This is a genomic window from Pectobacterium carotovorum (genome assembly GCA_016415585.1).
Taxonomy (GTDB): domain Bacteria; phylum Pseudomonadota; class Gammaproteobacteria; order Enterobacterales; family Enterobacteriaceae; genus Pectobacterium; species Pectobacterium carotovorum_K.
The window spans coordinates 1042005-1058961 of record CP066552.1 but is presented as its reverse complement, the minus strand read 5'-3'; the positions used below and the strand labels follow the sequence as shown (position 1 = coordinate 1058961).

12 protein-coding genes and 1 tRNA gene are annotated in these 16957 nt (G+C 49.4%); 5 read left to right on the top strand and 8 right to left on the bottom strand.

Features of this window, described 5'->3' with window-relative positions; all coding sequences use genetic code 11:
- Positions 1–37 precede the first annotated feature (37 nt).
- The gene (locus JFY74_04725; protein ID QQG29373.1) at positions 38–1120 is read left to right on the top strand and encodes a helix-turn-helix transcriptional regulator; all 1083 of its coding nucleotides are present in this window, start codon (positions 38–40) and stop codon (positions 1118–1120) included.
- On the opposite strand, the gene JFY74_04720 is transcribed toward JFY74_04725, so the two are convergent.
- The 3 genes from JFY74_04720 to JFY74_04710 form a co-directional block, all read right to left on the bottom strand.
- Positions 1083–2126 (bottom strand): alpha/beta fold hydrolase, encoded by a 1044-nt coding sequence (locus tag JFY74_04720; GenBank protein QQG29372.1) that lies wholly within the window; start codon positions 2124–2126, stop codon positions 1083–1085. The genes JFY74_04725 and JFY74_04720 overlap by 38 nt on opposite strands.
- A 212-nt stretch (positions 2127–2338) precedes the next feature.
- Positions 2339–3172 carry a phosphoenolpyruvate hydrolase family protein gene (locus JFY74_04715; protein ID QQG29371.1) on the bottom strand — a complete coding sequence of 278 codons (834 nt, stop codon included), beginning with the start codon at positions 3170–3172 and terminating at the stop codon, positions 2339–2341.
- A gap of 12 nt (positions 3173–3184) precedes the next feature.
- On the bottom strand, positions 3185–4408 hold the full coding sequence (locus tag JFY74_04710) for a Tm-1-like ATP-binding domain-containing protein (protein ID QQG29370.1): 1224 nt from the start codon (positions 4406–4408) through the stop codon (positions 3185–3187).
- 287 nt (positions 4409–4695) lie between these two features.
- Here JFY74_04710 and JFY74_04705 point away from each other — a divergent pair, with 287 nt between their 5' ends.
- Both JFY74_04705 and JFY74_04700 read left to right on the top strand, forming a co-directional pair.
- The gene (locus JFY74_04705) at positions 4696–5325 is read left to right on the top strand and encodes a TetR/AcrR family transcriptional regulator (GenBank protein QQG29369.1); all 630 of its coding nucleotides are present in this window, start codon (positions 4696–4698) and stop codon (positions 5323–5325) included.
- A 79-nt stretch (positions 5326–5404) separates the two neighbouring features.
- Positions 5405–6145 (top strand): SDR family NAD(P)-dependent oxidoreductase, encoded by a 741-nt coding sequence (locus tag JFY74_04700; GenBank protein ID QQG29368.1) that lies wholly within the window; start codon positions 5405–5407, stop codon positions 6143–6145.
- Positions 6146–6163: 18 nt separating this feature from the next.
- Here JFY74_04700 and JFY74_04695 read toward each other — a convergent pair whose 3' ends face one another.
- On the bottom strand, positions 6164–6328 hold the full coding sequence (locus JFY74_04695) for a hypothetical protein (GenBank protein QQG29367.1): 165 nt from the start codon (positions 6326–6328) through the stop codon (positions 6164–6166).
- A 127-nt stretch (positions 6329–6455) separates the two neighbouring features.
- On the opposite strand from JFY74_04695, the gene ansP reads away from it, so the two are divergent.
- Positions 6456–7907, top strand: a complete 1452-nt coding sequence (ansP, locus tag JFY74_04690) for an L-asparagine permease (GenBank protein ID QQG29366.1) — start codon at positions 6456–6458, stop codon at positions 7905–7907.
- Positions 7908–7983: 76 nt separating this feature from the next.
- Here ansP and JFY74_04685 read toward each other — a convergent pair whose 3' ends face one another.
- On the bottom strand, positions 7984–10137 hold the full coding sequence (locus JFY74_04685; protein ID QQG29365.1) for an ornithine decarboxylase: 2154 nt from the start codon (positions 10135–10137) through the stop codon (positions 7984–7986).
- Positions 10138–10812: 675 nt separating this feature from the next.
- On the opposite strand from JFY74_04685, the gene JFY74_04680 reads away from it, so the two are divergent.
- Positions 10813–10888: transfer RNA gene (locus JFY74_04680), tRNA-Phe, on the top strand.
- A 186-nt stretch (positions 10889–11074) separates the two neighbouring features.
- On the opposite strand, the gene JFY74_04675 is transcribed toward JFY74_04680, so the two are convergent.
- The 3 genes from JFY74_04675 to JFY74_04665 form a co-directional block, all read right to left on the bottom strand.
- Complete coding sequence (locus JFY74_04675; protein ID QQG29364.1) at positions 11075–12097, bottom strand: site-specific integrase; 1023 nt, start codon at positions 12095–12097, stop codon at positions 11075–11077.
- A gap of 86 nt (positions 12098–12183) precedes the next feature.
- Positions 12184–13776, bottom strand: coding sequence for a TraI domain-containing protein (locus tag JFY74_04670; protein QQG29363.1), 1593 nt, complete (start codon positions 13774–13776; stop codon positions 12184–12186).
- A 148-nt stretch (positions 13777–13924) separates the two neighbouring features.
- Positions 13925–16384, bottom strand: a complete 2460-nt coding sequence (locus JFY74_04665) for an AAA family ATPase (GenBank protein ID QQG29362.1) — start codon at positions 16382–16384, stop codon at positions 13925–13927.
- Positions 16385–16957: the final 573 nt, after the last annotated feature.

Here is a 16957-nt window from a genome sequence, read left to right as displayed (position 1 = left end):
AGACCAGATATCTACAATAACGTTGTTGATAAACACGATGACCGCGATTCCTTTACCGTTTATTACCGCACTTCTGCTGGTTATTTTGTTTTTTCGCATCCAGTTTCTGGCTATTCAAAATAAAGAGACTAAAACGCGCAATACCAAAGCAGAGGCGATACTCATCGGCGTGAGCTGTCTTGCTCTGACAGTGGTAGCGTTACGCTGGGGCGGCCATGTTGCCTTACCCTCATTTATCCAACCTGCCATTGCCGCATCCATTCCGCCACTGTTATGGCTTTGCCTGTTCCCCTATGGAGAAAAGGTCTCAGATGCCTTAAACCGCAACCGTCGACGATCTCTCCGGCATCTGTTACCGCCCTTACTCATCCTTGGCGCAAGCGCCATCCAAAACAGAACAACCGTTCCACTCATCGATCTGATGCTGGTAAGTGTTTACTTCGGCTATGGGGCAACGCTGATTTACAGCGCTCACCGTCTGCAAACGTCATTGCCCAAGTGGAAAAGCGCACCGTTTATCGCCGGACTGTATGTGCTTATCTCCGGCGCTATCGATATCGTCATCGCACTGGATATCGCCTTCTACAGCGGCAATAGCGCAGCGACCATCATCACCGTATTCCACATCATCATGCTGGCGATATTGACCCTGCTTATCGTCACGTACTCTGCACAACACACGCAGGCTGAGCTTAGCGTTACACATGACCAGAAACCGGAAGCGCTACCAGCTACCGATGATGAACACCAACTGGCGAAAACGTTAGATGACTTCATTCGCACGCATGCGTTATACACCGACCCCAGCATGACACTTCAGCGCCTGAGCCGGCGCATGGGAATACCGCTAAGACGCCTGTCCGAAACCATCAACCGCGTGCACGGTCGTAATTTCTCGCAGGTGATGAACGAATACCGAATTGAGGAGGCTAAACGCCTCCTCAGCCAAACGGATGCACGAATCACGGATATCATGCTGGAAAGCGGGTTTCAGACTAAATCAAACTTCAACCGCGAGTTTTTGCGACTCACGGGGATGAGCCCCAGCGTCTGGCGTAGTCAGCACCCACTTCGGGCACAGGCTACGGCTTCCGCCACGCCGCCTGAAGAAAATCGCTAATGTCCTTCACAACGCCCTGCTGAATCTGCTCACGCGGACGTGCGCCGCCATCGAGACAAATCATGCCATCCCCTGGGTTCTCGGCATTAATGATCTCAATGGCACCCGGCTTACAAATCTGCATGAAGCTAAAATGCGTCGCATCGGCAATTTCCTTATAGGCTGAATGCGCTGGTGACAGCTTCTGTGCCAAATCGTGAGATTCCAGCTCGGCAGGCAGTTCCTCATTAGGATACCCCGCCGCAACGATCAAAACAGGAATGTGTATTGCCGCAAGACTCTCCGCGGTAAACCCTCGCGCCAGCCCCATATCCAGCGATACCACCGCACTGACACGCGGATCCGCCAATGGCTTATCAAGCTGCGCACGTAATGACGCATTCTTTGCGATATGCATCTTTTCATAGGCTTTGCAGGACGCCAGCCCAACATGCGTCAGACAATCACGCTCAAATTGCTGCGTGCTAAAACGCCCGCCCGCTAACTCCAATACCGTCCATCCCCCCAGCGAATGGCCAACAGCGGCAATACGCTGCGCATCAACACGCCCCGTTTTTTCTGGGGCAGCGAGTAAAGCGGTAATAACGCGGCTAATATCGTTGGGCCGTAGCCATAACTCCTGAGCCTTCTCAACCCGCATATCTTTAGTGGTCGTTCCTGGGTGATTAGGCGCGGCAACAATATAGCCTTGCTTGACCAACGCCTGTGCCAGCCAGAGTTGATTAAACCAGCTCCCGCCATAGCCGTGTGAAACCACAATCAGGGGATATTCACCGGACTCAGGCACGGCATTTTTGCTTACGGCGATACCGGGAAATACAGGATTCTCACCGATTATCGCAGTCTGTTGTGATGATGAAACCGGATAAAATACGGCAGCTTCCAGCGGCCTATTATTGGCCTCATCAGCCAGCGTTATTTGTTGAAACCCAATGCCAACATTCGCCATAACGGCAAAGCTGAGTAGCAAATTCGTTATCAATCCTATCGTGATGCGCCATGTCATACCTATTTCTCCGAAGTTTCTGCACTGTGAAAAATAGCAGTTATAACAATGACTTTCTTCCCTGTGCGACCTAAAACGCTATTTAGTACCTCTGTTTAGGACACAAAAAACTACGGCCAGCATGTGCTGGCCGCATTCCCTGATATTGGCGCAATTTACCTGCCTTCTTCCTGCTTTAGGACATCGGCTAGGTATAGAGCCAAAAAAGTCTGTTAACGCTTAATTTTTTTGAATTGCTGTGTAGTAGCCGTTAACGCGGTTTCTGTCGGCAGCCGCTCCATAGAGCTGGCACCGTAAAAACCATCGCACTGCGGGCAGTGATCCATAATGAACTGTGCGTCCTGCGGTGTTGAAATCGGTCCGCCGTGACACAGCACAATCACATCCTTACGGATGGACTTCGCCTCATCTGCCCAGTGATTAATCAACGGAACGCAATCCGCCAGATTAAGCGCCGTTTCCGCCCCAATATTACCGCCAGTGGTTAACCCCATGTGCGGCACAATAATATCCGCCCCCGCTTTCGTCATCGCGACGGCATCTGCCGCACTGAACACGTAAGGCGTGGTCAGCATATCTTTTTCGTGCGCCAGGCGAATCATGTCCACTTCCAGCGCGTACCCCATTCCGGTTTCTTCCAGATTGGCGCGGAAATTACCGTCAATCAGCCCAACGGTTGGGAAGTTCTGCACGCCAGAGAAACCCAGCGCTTTCAGGTCATCCAGAAATTTATCAAACTGACAGAAAGGATCGGTTCCGTTTACGCCTGCCAGCACCGGCGTGTGCTTCACAACCGGCAGCACTTCTTTCGCCATATCCACGACGATCTCATTCGCGTTGCCGTAAGCCAACAGGCCAGCCAGCGAACCTCTCCCCGCCATGCGATAGCGCCCAGAGTTGTAGATCACGATCAGATCGATGCCGCCCGATTCTTCACATTTCGCGGAAAGCCCCGTTCCCGCACCACCGCCGATAATCGGCTCGCGACGCGCGATCATGTCGCGAAATTTTGCCAGCAGTTCCTGACGATTAATGCCTGACATCATGCTTCTCCCTTCTTATTTCACTAACGCCCGAAACGCATCGACTGCGGCATGGGCAAATAAAGGATCGTTAATATGGAAAGGCAGACGAATAATCTGTCGTCTTGCCGTTTGCTGAACGACGCTCTCCAACGTGCTGATAAACGCGTCACGTGCTTCCGGGTGCCAGAATGCCTGATCCGGCGCATCCAGCGCGGAGAAGCCGCCTTCTGGGATCAGGAAGCGCACGTCGCCTTCACAGCGGTTGAGTTTCTCCCCAATCCAGCGCGCCATCACGATATTTTCATCTATCGTGGTACGCATCAGGGTGACCTGCGCGTTGTGGTTGTAGAACAGGCGATGCGCGTATTTCTCCGGCACGCTGGCGGGCGCGCCAAAATTCACCATATCCAGCGCGCCGCAAGACGCCACGTAAGGCACCTGCGTCTTGGCTATCGCATCAAACCGTTCCGGCCCGCAGGCCAGCACGCCATCAAACAGTAAATCGCACACCTCTGTCGTGGTAAGGTCGAGCACGCCAGTGAGCAAATGGCTGTCCACCAGCTTTTCCATCGCTTTCCCACCGCTACCCGTCGCGTGAAAGACCAGACAGTCAAACTCTGCCTCCAGCAATGCGCTGGCTTCCTGAATGCACGGCGTCGTAACCCCAAACATGGTCAGGCCAATCGCGGGTTTATCGTCATGATGCTCCTGAATATGAAACTTCACGGCACCGGCAATCTGGTGCGCGGCGTTGCCGAGAACCTGACGAGAAATACGGTTCAGGCCCGCCACATCGGTAACGGAATACATCATGCTGATATCGCTGGCGCCGATGTAGCCGGAAATATCGCCGGAGGCCATCGTCGAGACCATCAGCTTCGGCATACCAATCGGTAAAGCCTGCATCGCGGGCGTAATCAGTGCCGTACCACCAGAACCGCCAAGCCCGAGCAGCCCAGCAGTATCATCGCGAGACAGCATGAAGTGCTCAAATGCAACGGCCATGGCGCTAATAGCCAGCCCTCTGTCATGGCAAAACACCGCCGATACGCCCTGCGGATGGTACGATGCCACCGTTGCTGCGCTGATATCTGTCGCATCTGACACCTGTGAATCCGTTGACGGCGGTGTCGTTGACAGATCGATCGTGACCGTTTTTAAGCCTGTAGCGGCAATCAGATCGCGGACGTAAATCTGTTCTTTTCCTTTAGTATCAGCGGTACTTGCAATATAAACGCTGCCAACTTCACTTCCCACTTGGTATCCCTCCCACCGTTAGCGAAACAATTAACAGATTGATATAAATGAAAATTATAAAAACTAAAAACAGGCTAGATTAATTCGCCGCCATATTGAGACTTGAGTATCAGAAAGACAAACCATTAAATACCCAAATGAGACAAAAGTCTCAAAATGTTATGAATGACATTACATTAACAGTAAGAAAGCTTGACGTGGCACTAGAATCACGCAATTTGCTATAGTTCAGGCGACAACGCCGTACTGCCCGATAGCGTCCGGCCCGAAAATTCAATGAGGTCTATGTGATTGAACGGGATGAAAAACTGACATCAACACGGGCGAAAACCCGTCGTTTACTAATTGATACCGCCATGAATATGTTCGATCAAGGCATATTCCCTTCCATTACCGATGTTGCTGCTGCGGCTCAGCTTTCACGCGCGACGGCTTACCGCTATTTTCCGACGCAAAGTGCGTTAGTCTCCGCCGTTGTCGGCGAAAGCCTTGGTCCGATTCTGGCGTGGCACCCGACACAGCCGGACGCCAGTGAACGCGTGTCTGAACTGCTGCACTTTGCTTACCCAAGAATGCTGGAGCATGAAGGTGCGCTGCGTGCAGCGTTACATCTTTCACTGCAACAATGGGCCGATCGTCGCTCCAATCGCCTGCATACGGATACGCTGACACGCGGCAATCGCAAACGTCTGCTCAAAATTGCCACCGAACCGCTGGAAGGAAAAATCACGCCGGAAGCACAACAGCGGGTGATTTATGCCTTATCGCTTATTTATGGCTCGGAGGTTTTCCTGGTGCTGAAAGATATCTGGCATTTGGAAGAGGACGGCATTCAGGATGTCACGCAGTGGGTCGCCAAAGCCATTCTACGGCAGGCGGAAGAAGACGCAGCACAGGCCGATTCGCAGAAAACCTAACGAACACATTTATGCTGCGTCCCGCTCTGTCGCCGGATACGCAGCAACGGAAGCACATTCTTTGCCAAGGGAATATATGATGCTGAAAAGTAAGCGCGCGATTGTCACTGGCGGTGGCCGCGACTTTGGACAAGCGGTATCCGTCTGGCTGGCTCGCGAAGGGGTGAAGGTCGATCTTTGCGCCCGCAAACTGGCCGATGCACAGGCCAGCGTCGACATCATTCATCAGGAGGGTGGTACAGCGCGTGCGTATCAGTGCGATATTGCCAGTCCTGATTCGGTTAAAGCCTTTTCCGCACAGTTGCTGGAAGACAGTACGCCCGTCGATATTCTGGTACTCAGCGCGGCACAATGGCTGGAAGGTGGATTGGGAGAAGAAGACACCGATGCGGATATCGTCAGCACCGTCAACTCCGGCCTGACCGGTTCTATTCTGCTCACCAAAGCACTGTTGCCGAGCTTACGTCGTTCACAAGGTGCCGATATTCTGGCGATGGTTTCCGTCTGCGGCCTCCCGCAGTTCCACGACTCTATCGCCCACCCCGCGTTCTTCGCTGCCAAGCACGGCATGAGCGGTTTTAGCCGGAATCTGGCGCATCATGTCGCACAGGAAAATATCCGCGTGACGGGGTTTTATCCGCCAGATTTTGAGGTCACCGGCTTGGATGACAACCCCGCTGGCGGGGAAAAAATGGGCGAGCATCTGCTGAACGCCCGCTCGATATGGGAAACCATGCGTTTCGTGCTCGTCCAGCCGCGCAGTTGCCATATCAACGCCATCCATTTTCAGGGGCCGACGCGCGCAGATATCGGCGTGTAACCCATCACCTTTTGCGCTTCATCCCGCTCCGGTCTTTATCACATAACCGGAGCGGTGAAGGGTGTTCCCCGCCTGACACACCGCGATCCCCCACGCCATCACGCTCTGACACACTTTCCTGCTATCCATTTTTTGCCACAGCACACAGGAAAAGGTAGCATCGCTGCCGTTGTTTTCTGCCATGCGGCTTACCGCGCTCAACGCATCATAAAAAAAACGTCGCAGACAAAAACGTAATCATTTGAATTTTAAATAATAATAGAAAACGCGTCACCACGAGATGCGTGACAGACAGGAAAACACCGAGTAAATGACACAACATTCCTCAACCAATAGCGAGCATCATGCTTCTCAGCAGCGTCTCCACGAAAAGGGTTATCACCAAAGTCTCGGCAACCGCCACGTACAGATGATCGCAATTGGCGGTTCCATCGGCACCGGACTGTTTCTTGGTGCGGGGGCTCGTCTGCAAATGGCAGGGCCAGCTCTGGCGCTGGTCTATCTGGTTTGCGGCATTTTCTCTTTTTTCATTCTGCGCGCGCTGGGCGAGCTGATCGTTCATCGCCCCACCAGCGGTAGCTTCGTGTCGTACTCGCGTGAGTTTCTTGGTGAAAAAGCCTCCTACGTCGCAGGCTGGATGTACTTCCTCAACTGGGCGATGACCGGGATTGTCGACATCACCGCCGTCGCGCTCTACATGCACTACTGGGGCACCTTTGCCGATGTACCACAGTGGCTGTTTGCACTGAGTGCGCTATCCATCGTCACGCTGATGAACCTGATCGGCGTGAAGTGGTTTGCTGAAATGGAGTTCTGGTTTGCGCTGATTAAGGTCGCGGCTATCGCCATTTTTCTGGTAGTCGGCACGGTCTATCTCGGCACAGGCAGCCCGCTGGACGGCAACACGCCCGGCCTGCACCTGATTACCGATAACGGCGGCCTGTTCCCACACGGCATTCTGCCTGCGCTGGTGCTGGTTCAGGGGGTGATATTTGCCTTTGCCGGTATCGAGATCATCGGGACGACGGCAGGTGAATGTAAAAACCCAGAGCAGGTGCTGCCGAAAGCGGTCAACAGCGTCATCTGGCGTATTGGCCTGTTCTACGTCGGCTCCGTTGCGCTGTTGGTCTGCCTGCTGCCGTGGAACGCCTATCAGGCCGGACAAAGCCCGTTCGTGACCTTCTTCAGCAAGCTGGGCGTTCCTTATATCGGCACGATCATGAATATCGTGGTGCTGTCCGCCGCGCTGTCCAGCCTGAACTCCGGTCTGTACTCGACGGGACGCATTCTGCGCTCGCTGTCGCTGGGTGGTTCGGCGCCCGCTTTCCTGTCGAAAATGAGCGGCCAGTCCGTGCCCTATACCGGCATTTTGGTCACGGTCGGCATCCACATTATCGGCGTGGTACTGAACTACGTGGTGCCATCGCAGGTGTTTGAGATCGTCCTGAATATCGCCTCGCTCGGCATTATCTGCTCCTGGGCGTTCATCATTCTGTGTCAGATGCAGCTGCGTAAAGCGATTCGTCAGGGGAAAGCCAAACCGGTAGCGTTCAGAATGCCCGGTGCGCCCGTGACATCCTGGCTGACGCTGGCTTTTCTGGTGAGCGTATTGGGATTGATGGCGTTTGATTACCCGAACGGCACCTGGACGATTGCAACGGTTCCAGTGCTGGCAATCATGTTGATTATCGGCTGGCGCGGGCTGAAAAAGCAGCGTGAAGCGGTGAAACTCGCCAACCAGCAGGAATCTGATTTGCGTTAAGAGACCAATATCTTAGGGCAGAAAAAACGCAGGCTCGTTTCCGAGCCTGCGTTTCTTAGCCTACCCACATCCGTAATTACTGTTCTACTACGTAACCATACAGACGCTTGCTGCCATCTTCTTCCGCGACGCTATAGACACCCTGCAATTCTGGGGAGAAGCCGGGCAGCAGGTTAATTCCCGCTTCCAGCGCCAGAAAATAGCGCTGTACCGCCCCGCCCCAGGTTTCACCCGGCACGACACACAGTACGCCCGGTGGATACGGCAATGCGCCTTCTGCCGCGATACGCCCTTCCGCTTCGTCGATAGGAATCAGTTCGATATTTCCGCGCACAAATTCTCTATTAGCATCTTGTGGCAGCATCACCACTGACGGAAACTCGGTTTTACGGAACATCGCCTTTTGCAGATCTTTCACGTTGTGCTGAGCGTAAAAATCATGCATTTCCTGACACAGCCGACGCAGTCGGTAACCACGATAACGCTCTTTGTATTTCTGATACAGGCTGGGCAGCACTTCGCTCAGCGGTGCATCGCGGGCGATCAGCGTTTCGAAATGCACCAGCGCATTCACCAGCTCCTGCATTTTTGCTGAGTCTTCCGCTGGCGTTAACAGGAACAGGATTGAGTTCATGTCGCATTTTTCAGGGATGATGCCGTGCTCGCGCAGATAGTTGGCGAGAATCGTCGCCGGAATACCAAATTCAGTATAATCGCCGCTAATCGCATCAATTCCCGGCGTCGTCAGCAGTAACTTACAAGGATCGATAAAATATTGATCCTCCGCGTACCCTTCAAACGCGTGCCATTTCTCGCCCGGTTCAAAGTTGAAGAAACGCACGTCCTGTGCGATCGTCTCCGTATCGTGATCCTGCCAGAGCACACCGCCCACCGTCACAGGCACGAACGGTTTGATAAGCGAACAGCGCGTTAGCAGCTGTTTACGCGCCTCAATGCCCAGTTTGACGCAGTCCATCCACATCCGACGCCCACTTGCCCCTTCGTGCATTTTGGCATTGACGTCTAGCGCAGCGAACAGCGGGTAAAACGGGCTGGTCGAAGCATGCAGCATAAAGGCATTATTCAGCTGCTTATGGTTGCAGAAACGACGCTGGCCTTTGATGTGTGTGTCTTTTTTGTGGATCTGCGAGGTCTGGGAGAAGCCAGCCTGCTGCTTATGCACCGACTGAGTCACGAAAATGCCCGGATCGTTTTCATTCAGATCCAACAACAGCGGCGAGCACTGCTCCATCATCGGGATAAATTGCTCGTAGCCGACCCAGGCGGAGTCAAACAGAATGTAGTCACACAGGTGCCCGATGCTATCGACCACCTGACGCGCGTTATAAATCGTGCCGTCATAGGTGCCGAGCTGGATGACGGCCAAACGGAATGGGCGCGCCTCGTTGGCGCGTTCCGGCGCAACTTCCGCAATCAGCTTGCGCAGGTAGGCCTCATCAAAACAGTGCGCATCCACGCCGCCGATAAAACCGAACGGATTGCGCACGGTTTCCAGATAGACCGGCGTCGCCCCCGCCTGAATCAGCGCACCGTGATGGTTGGATTTATGGTTGTTACGGTCAAATAGCACCAGATCGCCACGCGCCAGCAGCGCGTTCGTCACCACTTTGTTCGCCGAGGAGGTGCCGTTCAACACGAAATAGGTTTTATCGGCATTAAACACGCGCGCAGCATGCTTCTGCGCCTTCTTCGCCGCGCCTTCATGGATCAGCAAATCACCCAGTTTAACGTCCGCGTTACAGATGTCCGAACGAAACACGTTCTCACCGTAAAACTCAAAAAACTGACGCCCCGCCGGATGCTTGCGGAAGAACTGGCCGCCCTGATGCCCCGGACAGGCAAACGTCGTGTTTTTCATGTTGACGTACTTGGTCAGCGTATCGAAAAACGGCGGCAGTAGCGCATCCTGATAGGCTTTCGCTGCACGTTCCAGCACGTTCGCGTGCTCGCCTTCGTCATCGAGAACCAGCCATTCGCTTCCCGCAGGCAGAACATCTAACTCTTTATCTTCATCAGGCTCTTCGACAAACGCCGGAATATTAAAACCGGTGTGCTGCAATATCGACAGAATGCCGCTACGGGCTTCCTCAATAGAAACCACGACCGCCGCCACATCAGTGAAGTCAGTCTGACTCAACGCGACAATCTCGCGCGTCGTGATTAAACGGGTGGCAACCGCTGCATTCGCCGCAATTTTTAACTGTTTCATGTAACCAAACCCAAACGGTTAAAGGTAAGTGTACGTGCCTGAAAGACACCGTTCAGGGATAACAATCCCGACCAATCACAATGCCAATCAATAACGACAAGCGTATGATCCCTACAGGTAAACTGTAGGCTAAGAATGGAAAAACTGGAGCCAGCACCATCCGATAGACATCAGTAAAAGCAGAGCTGACTCTATTTTTACTCATGCCTAACAGTGAGCGAACGAATGCCTCACCGCATGGTGAAGGGGAGTAATCGACGGGATGAGGAGCAAACGGTATAGTGGTGGTAAGAAGGAACACGCAGTGACGTCATCAACGAGCTGGCGCAAGCGTGCTGCACCATGAGCAATGAATCTGACATATCGGCGATCCTCTTTTAGCTATACGCTAACTACGCTTAAAGGGGCGTTCAGGTGAACGAGACGTTAAAAAACGCGCAATAGTGGCATTATTCTTCATCAAATTCAACAATCCAGCCCGCCCTCAAGGTGGTAAAAGTGCAACGAAACATGCCACACGCATCAGGAAGAAACATTACCACGCTAAGCATGCTGAAAGGATCGCCAGAAACTGGCTAGCAAATAATACAATTGCCTGAAAATAGCGCAGGCGCTCCGCTTTGTGACAGAAACCCGTTGACGCCGTGCGGTCAATACGGTTTAATGCGCCCCGTTGCCCGGATAGCTCAGTCGGTAGAGCAGAGGATTGAAAATCCTCGTGTCCTTGGTTCGATTCCGAGTCCGGGCACCACTTGCATCAAAGCACGCTGGTTAAGAATGAGAAGCTTAACGGGCGGTTAATACAGGGTTCGGTCATAAAATCGTTCCTGTGCAGAGATAGTCGAAAGGCTGCACTGTGAATAAGAACTGAAATCCTCAAGATAGGGAATCTGTTGGCGCAGATTCCCTTTTCTCGTTCGCGTATGGTTACAGTGAATTACATTACTGTCAAGTCATGTAAAACGGGTTGTGCATAAATATCCGTATGTAACGCCAGCTCTTTTTCCAGCGTCCGCCCCACGATCTCCATATTCAGTTCGACATATTCCATTGTTGTGCTCACATTCCGATGTCCCAGTAGATCCTTGACCAGCAGCAGATTACGCTCCGGCGCTTTCATCAACTCCGTCGCTAACGTATGACGGAAACGATGTGCTGACACCAGAAACCCACAATCCCGGGATAATCTGTTGAAAAAAGATCGGATGGTTTGCTGTGCTCTCTTTTCATCGTACTGATATTCATCTTTATGCCGGCGAGATTTCATAAAGCGGGTGACATCAAACAAAATATCGGAGGGTTCAGCCCCAGCCAGTTTTGCTCGCGCCAGTAGTGATGCCAACCTCGCACGCAGCTGGCGAACAGCAGGAACACGCCATTCTCGATGCGTTTTGCTGCCCTCCAGACGCAGCTCAATGTATCCCTCATCAAGATTGATATCCTGCAGCCGAATATGCAGCAATTGATTCTGCCTCATCCCTGTGTAGCGGAGCGTATCGAGTACCGTGAGCCAGTACCAGGCTGGATAAAGTGCGCATCGCTGCCCCCAGGTTGCATGAGGCTCTTCCGCGTCTATTCGCTGCATGAGTAGATAAATAGCGGTGAGTTGTTCACGCGTCAGCGTCTTCTTCTTCTTTTTTTCTTTTTGAACAACCGTATCGTTAAAGGGGTTTTTGTCCTGCTCTATTAAATTTCGCTCTATCGAGAAATTAAATATTGCCCGCATATGTGCCACTTTGTTATTCCATGTATGCGTCGATAAGTTTCGTTCTTTTAATAGATTTCTACGCCATTTCAACACATCCCGGTGTGTTATTTGGGTAGGTAAAACTGACTCACCAATAAATCGACTAAAGGCATTCACTACCTTCCGATAACTAATTTCTGTCGCCCCACGTAAATTATGTGAAAAAAAATACTCATCAACGATTTCGTCCCAGGTCATTGACTTATCTGACATATAAATTCCTTTCTAATAAAGAGCACAAAATGCACCGTTGCTGTGTGCAGGCTAAACATTAGCCCGCTAATGAGATTGCCCATACATCAAGGCAGAATCAATAATGTGCTCTCGTCAGGAATACGATTCCCTCGGTAAAGTGATGACGCTTTAACCAGATAACCGTTAATGTTTTGATACGAACCAGTTCCGGATGGAGTGCTGTATATTCTGGCCTGCAGGAAGCGCTTGCCATCAGCAACACGGTGGACACCCAGGCGCTCAAACGATGACTGTAATGCATTACGCTTCCCTTTATTTCCACACTCCTTCTGAAACTGATAGAATATCTCAGGCACACACACGAAGACGAACCCGGCAACAATGTGAGCACGTGCGCCTTCTTCATTTATTCTTATTTTCCCGTCAATTAGACCTGCTGATAACCACTCCAGGAATATCGCGCCTTTATTATTATCTTCTCGAGTGTTTTCGTTATTTTCTGACGGAGAAATAGCGGATGTTTCAGTCCCAGTCAGCGGAGCAATTTCATTCTCCTTTTGGCTATTTATTTCACTCGGGACAGGGATATCTATAGCGGGAGCCTCTTCAACTCCCGGCACTGGCGACTCCCCTATGCCAGAAAAAAGACTCAGAAGCGCCTGAGTATCATTCTGAGTCGGTTCCGGAGCCTGACCTGTCATGGGTTGTTTTTCAGCAACTGAGGCTGAACCCTCTGGTACCTCTGAATCCAGCACCGAAACCAGCTCAGGCTGGAGTAATGGATCATCTTTCTGCAGTGTGGCTTCAGGGGCTGGAAGCGAAGGTGACACATGACCGTTCACAGCAACGGCTGAACTACTACCAGGCAGTGCTGATGTCAGAGCTGAAGCGACTAAAGGCTCCGGTGGCAAAATCGCTGTCTCAGCGCTCGCCAGCGGTGCCGGTGGCAGCATACCGGTTAGCGGCGGCGCACCACATTTTTCAGCGGCCGACTGTAACAGTTCATCAATCAGCGCGATCGTTGCGGGTCTCCCCTGCATACGTTGAGCAAGGCAATCGAACGCATCAGGAATGCCCGATAACCAGGGAAGTACAGATAATGGCAGTAACTGACCGGCCAGCAACGATACTCTCCCCTGCGCATAGGATGGAGGCAATTTATCGATACAATGTCGAAAGCGAAATGGCCTCCCCGGAATAGTAAATCCTGGCATCCAGCATTCCCCACCATCCAGCTCCCCTTCCCACTCACAAAGCAAGGGTAAGTGATAAAACAAGGCCGACCAGAAGACCACCGCATTCCAGAGCAATCCCTGCGCCGCTTGTTCCTCTGGCGGGATACCCGGCGGCAAGGTTCTCCCCTTGGCTAACCTGACAGCATACGCAGCGAACTGCACAGTCAAATCACCAAACGCGCCAGCATACGCCCAGCCCCCCTCTTTCGACGCCGGCAGGTTCTGAACACGACTGAGTAATGAAAATAAGGGGGTCAGATAACATTGGCGATAGAATGCCGCCGGCAACGCATGATTGTCGTTGAGCTGCTGGAGAAAATTTTGCCGCTTTGGAGACGCAATTAACGCATCAATGGGAAGAGGGATATGATATCTAGGTGGGCAGGCTGATTCAGGCGAAATGGCTTCACTTCGGGGAACATTATCCGTCCCAACAATAAAACGTTTTATTCGATTGAACATGATTGCCTCCGACCAGTAAGCGGCACAGTCTTGAGCGGCTCACAGATCAGAGGCAAGAAGAAACTCTTTTTGCATTTTAAAAATTATTTGGATTAACCGTTGCTCGACATAACAGTGTCAGATAGAAACTCTACTAATGCCAGGTCGTCTAATTATTATAAATAATGACATAAATACCTTTACTTTTTTTTGCGATAAGTTTTTTTCGTAAACAGGTGCTCAAAGCATTCGCAACAATCGATTTCCATTCCACTAATGAAACCAACTGTTTGATATTATCATATCTATCATATAACTCAGTGGCTAATGCGACAGTAACAATATCAGTATTTGGGGGGTAAAAAATAATTCTTGATTGAACAAATGCCAATGCTGCGCGATATAAAACCTTACCATGGTGCAATTCAAAACCCACTTTAACTTCATTCTTATTTATTTCAGCATATCGCCGAGCACCATAGGCGGCTAAGGAAATCGGGAGGCTATTCACCGGTTCGGAGTTTTTTTTCCTCAAAATAGTTTCATCATACTTTTTAATGTTTTTTATTCTATCCATGTCGAATTTCTTGTGGCTTACCCTTATATATCCTTTACAGAATATACATTCCCTACATGGATTCAAAGTGTATGGGACAAATGCATCACATTTATCACATTTCTTTAATTCGAGAATGGCGCTCTCTCCGGACTCCACTGACAAGCCACCACTCAAATTACAAGAGTAAAAAGTAAACTGAGAATTTTTACCCCAGAAAAAAACCGGATATTTAAAATTAGAAGCAAGATAATCCAGCCATAGCGATTCATACCCATCTAAATCATTAAGTTCAACAAGCCATACGTTCCAAATTTCGTGCCAACTCAAATTAATGCTTTCTATGTCCAATGGGCTGAAACCAATTTGGTTGCGCATGATATTACTTACCAGTGAAGTAAAATAGTATTCTTTCAGTTTTTCCCTATTACCTTCTATGGATAATACTTGAGTTTGAAACATTCCTGCTGACTTCCCTCCCATAGAGCTTGGGTCATAAACTGCAATAGCTAATGTTGTAGCTCGTGAATATGCACAAAAAAGTTCAGTATCCACCATTTTCCCCGCATCTAATATAATAATAACAGGGGACTCTAGGCCACGATAGCGAGATATTAATTCAGACTTAATTTCATATTCTGAAAAAATAATTTCATATGACAAAGGTAAATTAAATCTATATAAAGCAACAATATCATCTTTCTTTACACCTTCAAGAATAAGCTTATTTATCAACTCGCTCAATGACCAGTCTTCGCTAAGAACAATTTCCTCTAACGCTTCAGGCTCATTTTCCCTAAGAGAGTGTAACTGATAAGACACAGGCCTCACTGATAACAACCTTTCAGTTATTACCTTAGGTGTTCGAAGAGCTATAGTTAGTAAAAATGGAGACTCCACCTCCAATAAATCACATAGCTGGCGTAAATCAATACCAGATTCAAATGGAAACAATTGCGTTTCATCACAAAAGGCGATGATCTTTTTTCCTGAAAACCAGTCAACAAGATATTTACACCATTCTGGACGTAGAGCTTGGCATTCATCTATAACAAGTACATCATAGTTTTCACTCATACCTCGTTCGAAAGCCGTTTTTATATCATCTAAACATCCTGTTTTATACCAATCCTCATTCCGATTTTCATTTGTGATACCTAATTGACGGCGTGCTATTGCACATAAGCTATGCCATGTTAAAACAGTACATTCAGCGTGGTTAAAATTTAACTGTTTTGTTAAGTACTCAGCTAATAAACTGTTAAAGGTCAGAACAAGTACTCGCATCCCACGGCTTACCATTTCTCGGGTAATCGTAATACCAATCAATGTTTTCCCCGTACCTGGCCACCCTGTTATAAGCATTCGTGAGTGCTTACAGGCTGTAACAACAACTTCATTCTGCTCATTTGTTAACGGTAGCCAAATTTTATTATCAAAAAACACTCTAGTCCCCCACTTAGGAGTACCATCATATTGCGGACAAAGAGTATTTATTAACTGTTTTTCTTTTACATCTGACATCCTTCGTATATTGAGAGTATTCTTCCAATAACTCATAATCTCGACAACTCTCTGACCAAGTGACGGAATCTGCCCCTTGTCAATTGCTATCGATTGTCTTGGAGTCATACTAATATCAACTAATGCAGCACTAACAATCTGATTATCAAAGTCACTGTCGGGGTAGACCAAACCATATCCAATTTTTATCCGTAGTTCTTCATTACTCCCTAACCACCTTGCCAGTCCATGGACATTATGACGAGTCTGATGAATAGGCGAGGTTTTCTTACCAGTTACTAAATGCACAAATTCAATTCCATCGATCCTATACCTACCACTCTTGACTTCAAGAGCAAGTACTCCTAATTCCTTGTGGATTATTAAAAAATCGATTTCACCAGTAGGTGCAAAACTGGGATCTATTTCTTTTACGGCTGAACATAGCCAAGGCAAGCTATGTATCACAGTAAAGTCATCAGAAAGCTGAGCCTCAATTAACTTATAAAGTACCACCTCTCCATAGCTTTCAGTTACCTGAGGACCAAATGAAGGGATCATATTTGCCATTTAACTGGTTTCCTTGTCACTTTCTGTCTTCGCAGCCATGTTTCATATCATTTTCATACAAAAAACTGTAATTTAATCAACCATACTCGGAAAAGATTAGATTTTCATACCTTGTTACGAGTGCATAATGTTACTCAAGGTACAGCAGCCCATCTTGTATGCCATAGCATATGCCACTAGGGCGTGTCCCTTAACCTATCTACTCGCTAAAAAGCGCTGCAAAAATCATTTTCAAAAGGCGGTTTGCAGTTAAAAATTGAGTGAAAATGGACGTTCGTTATCTCTTAAAAGCATTTTTTGCATCGTTATAATGATGCTGAACTGTACAAAAAATAGTTACGGGACACGCCCTAATACTATGCCATGATGCAGAGAATACAATTGACCATCTTAAGATTAGACACCTACTTTTAGTTAAGAAAGTCCGTTTTTGGCACTGACTTGGCAACCAGATCTAGTTGGTTCGCAACTAACATCCGCATCAAATTAAGTTCGAGTCAGTAAAATTTATTCAGCATGGCCTTGTTCTTCAGGAAAAACAGTGTTGTCGATAATTGGCATATCATCAGCAAT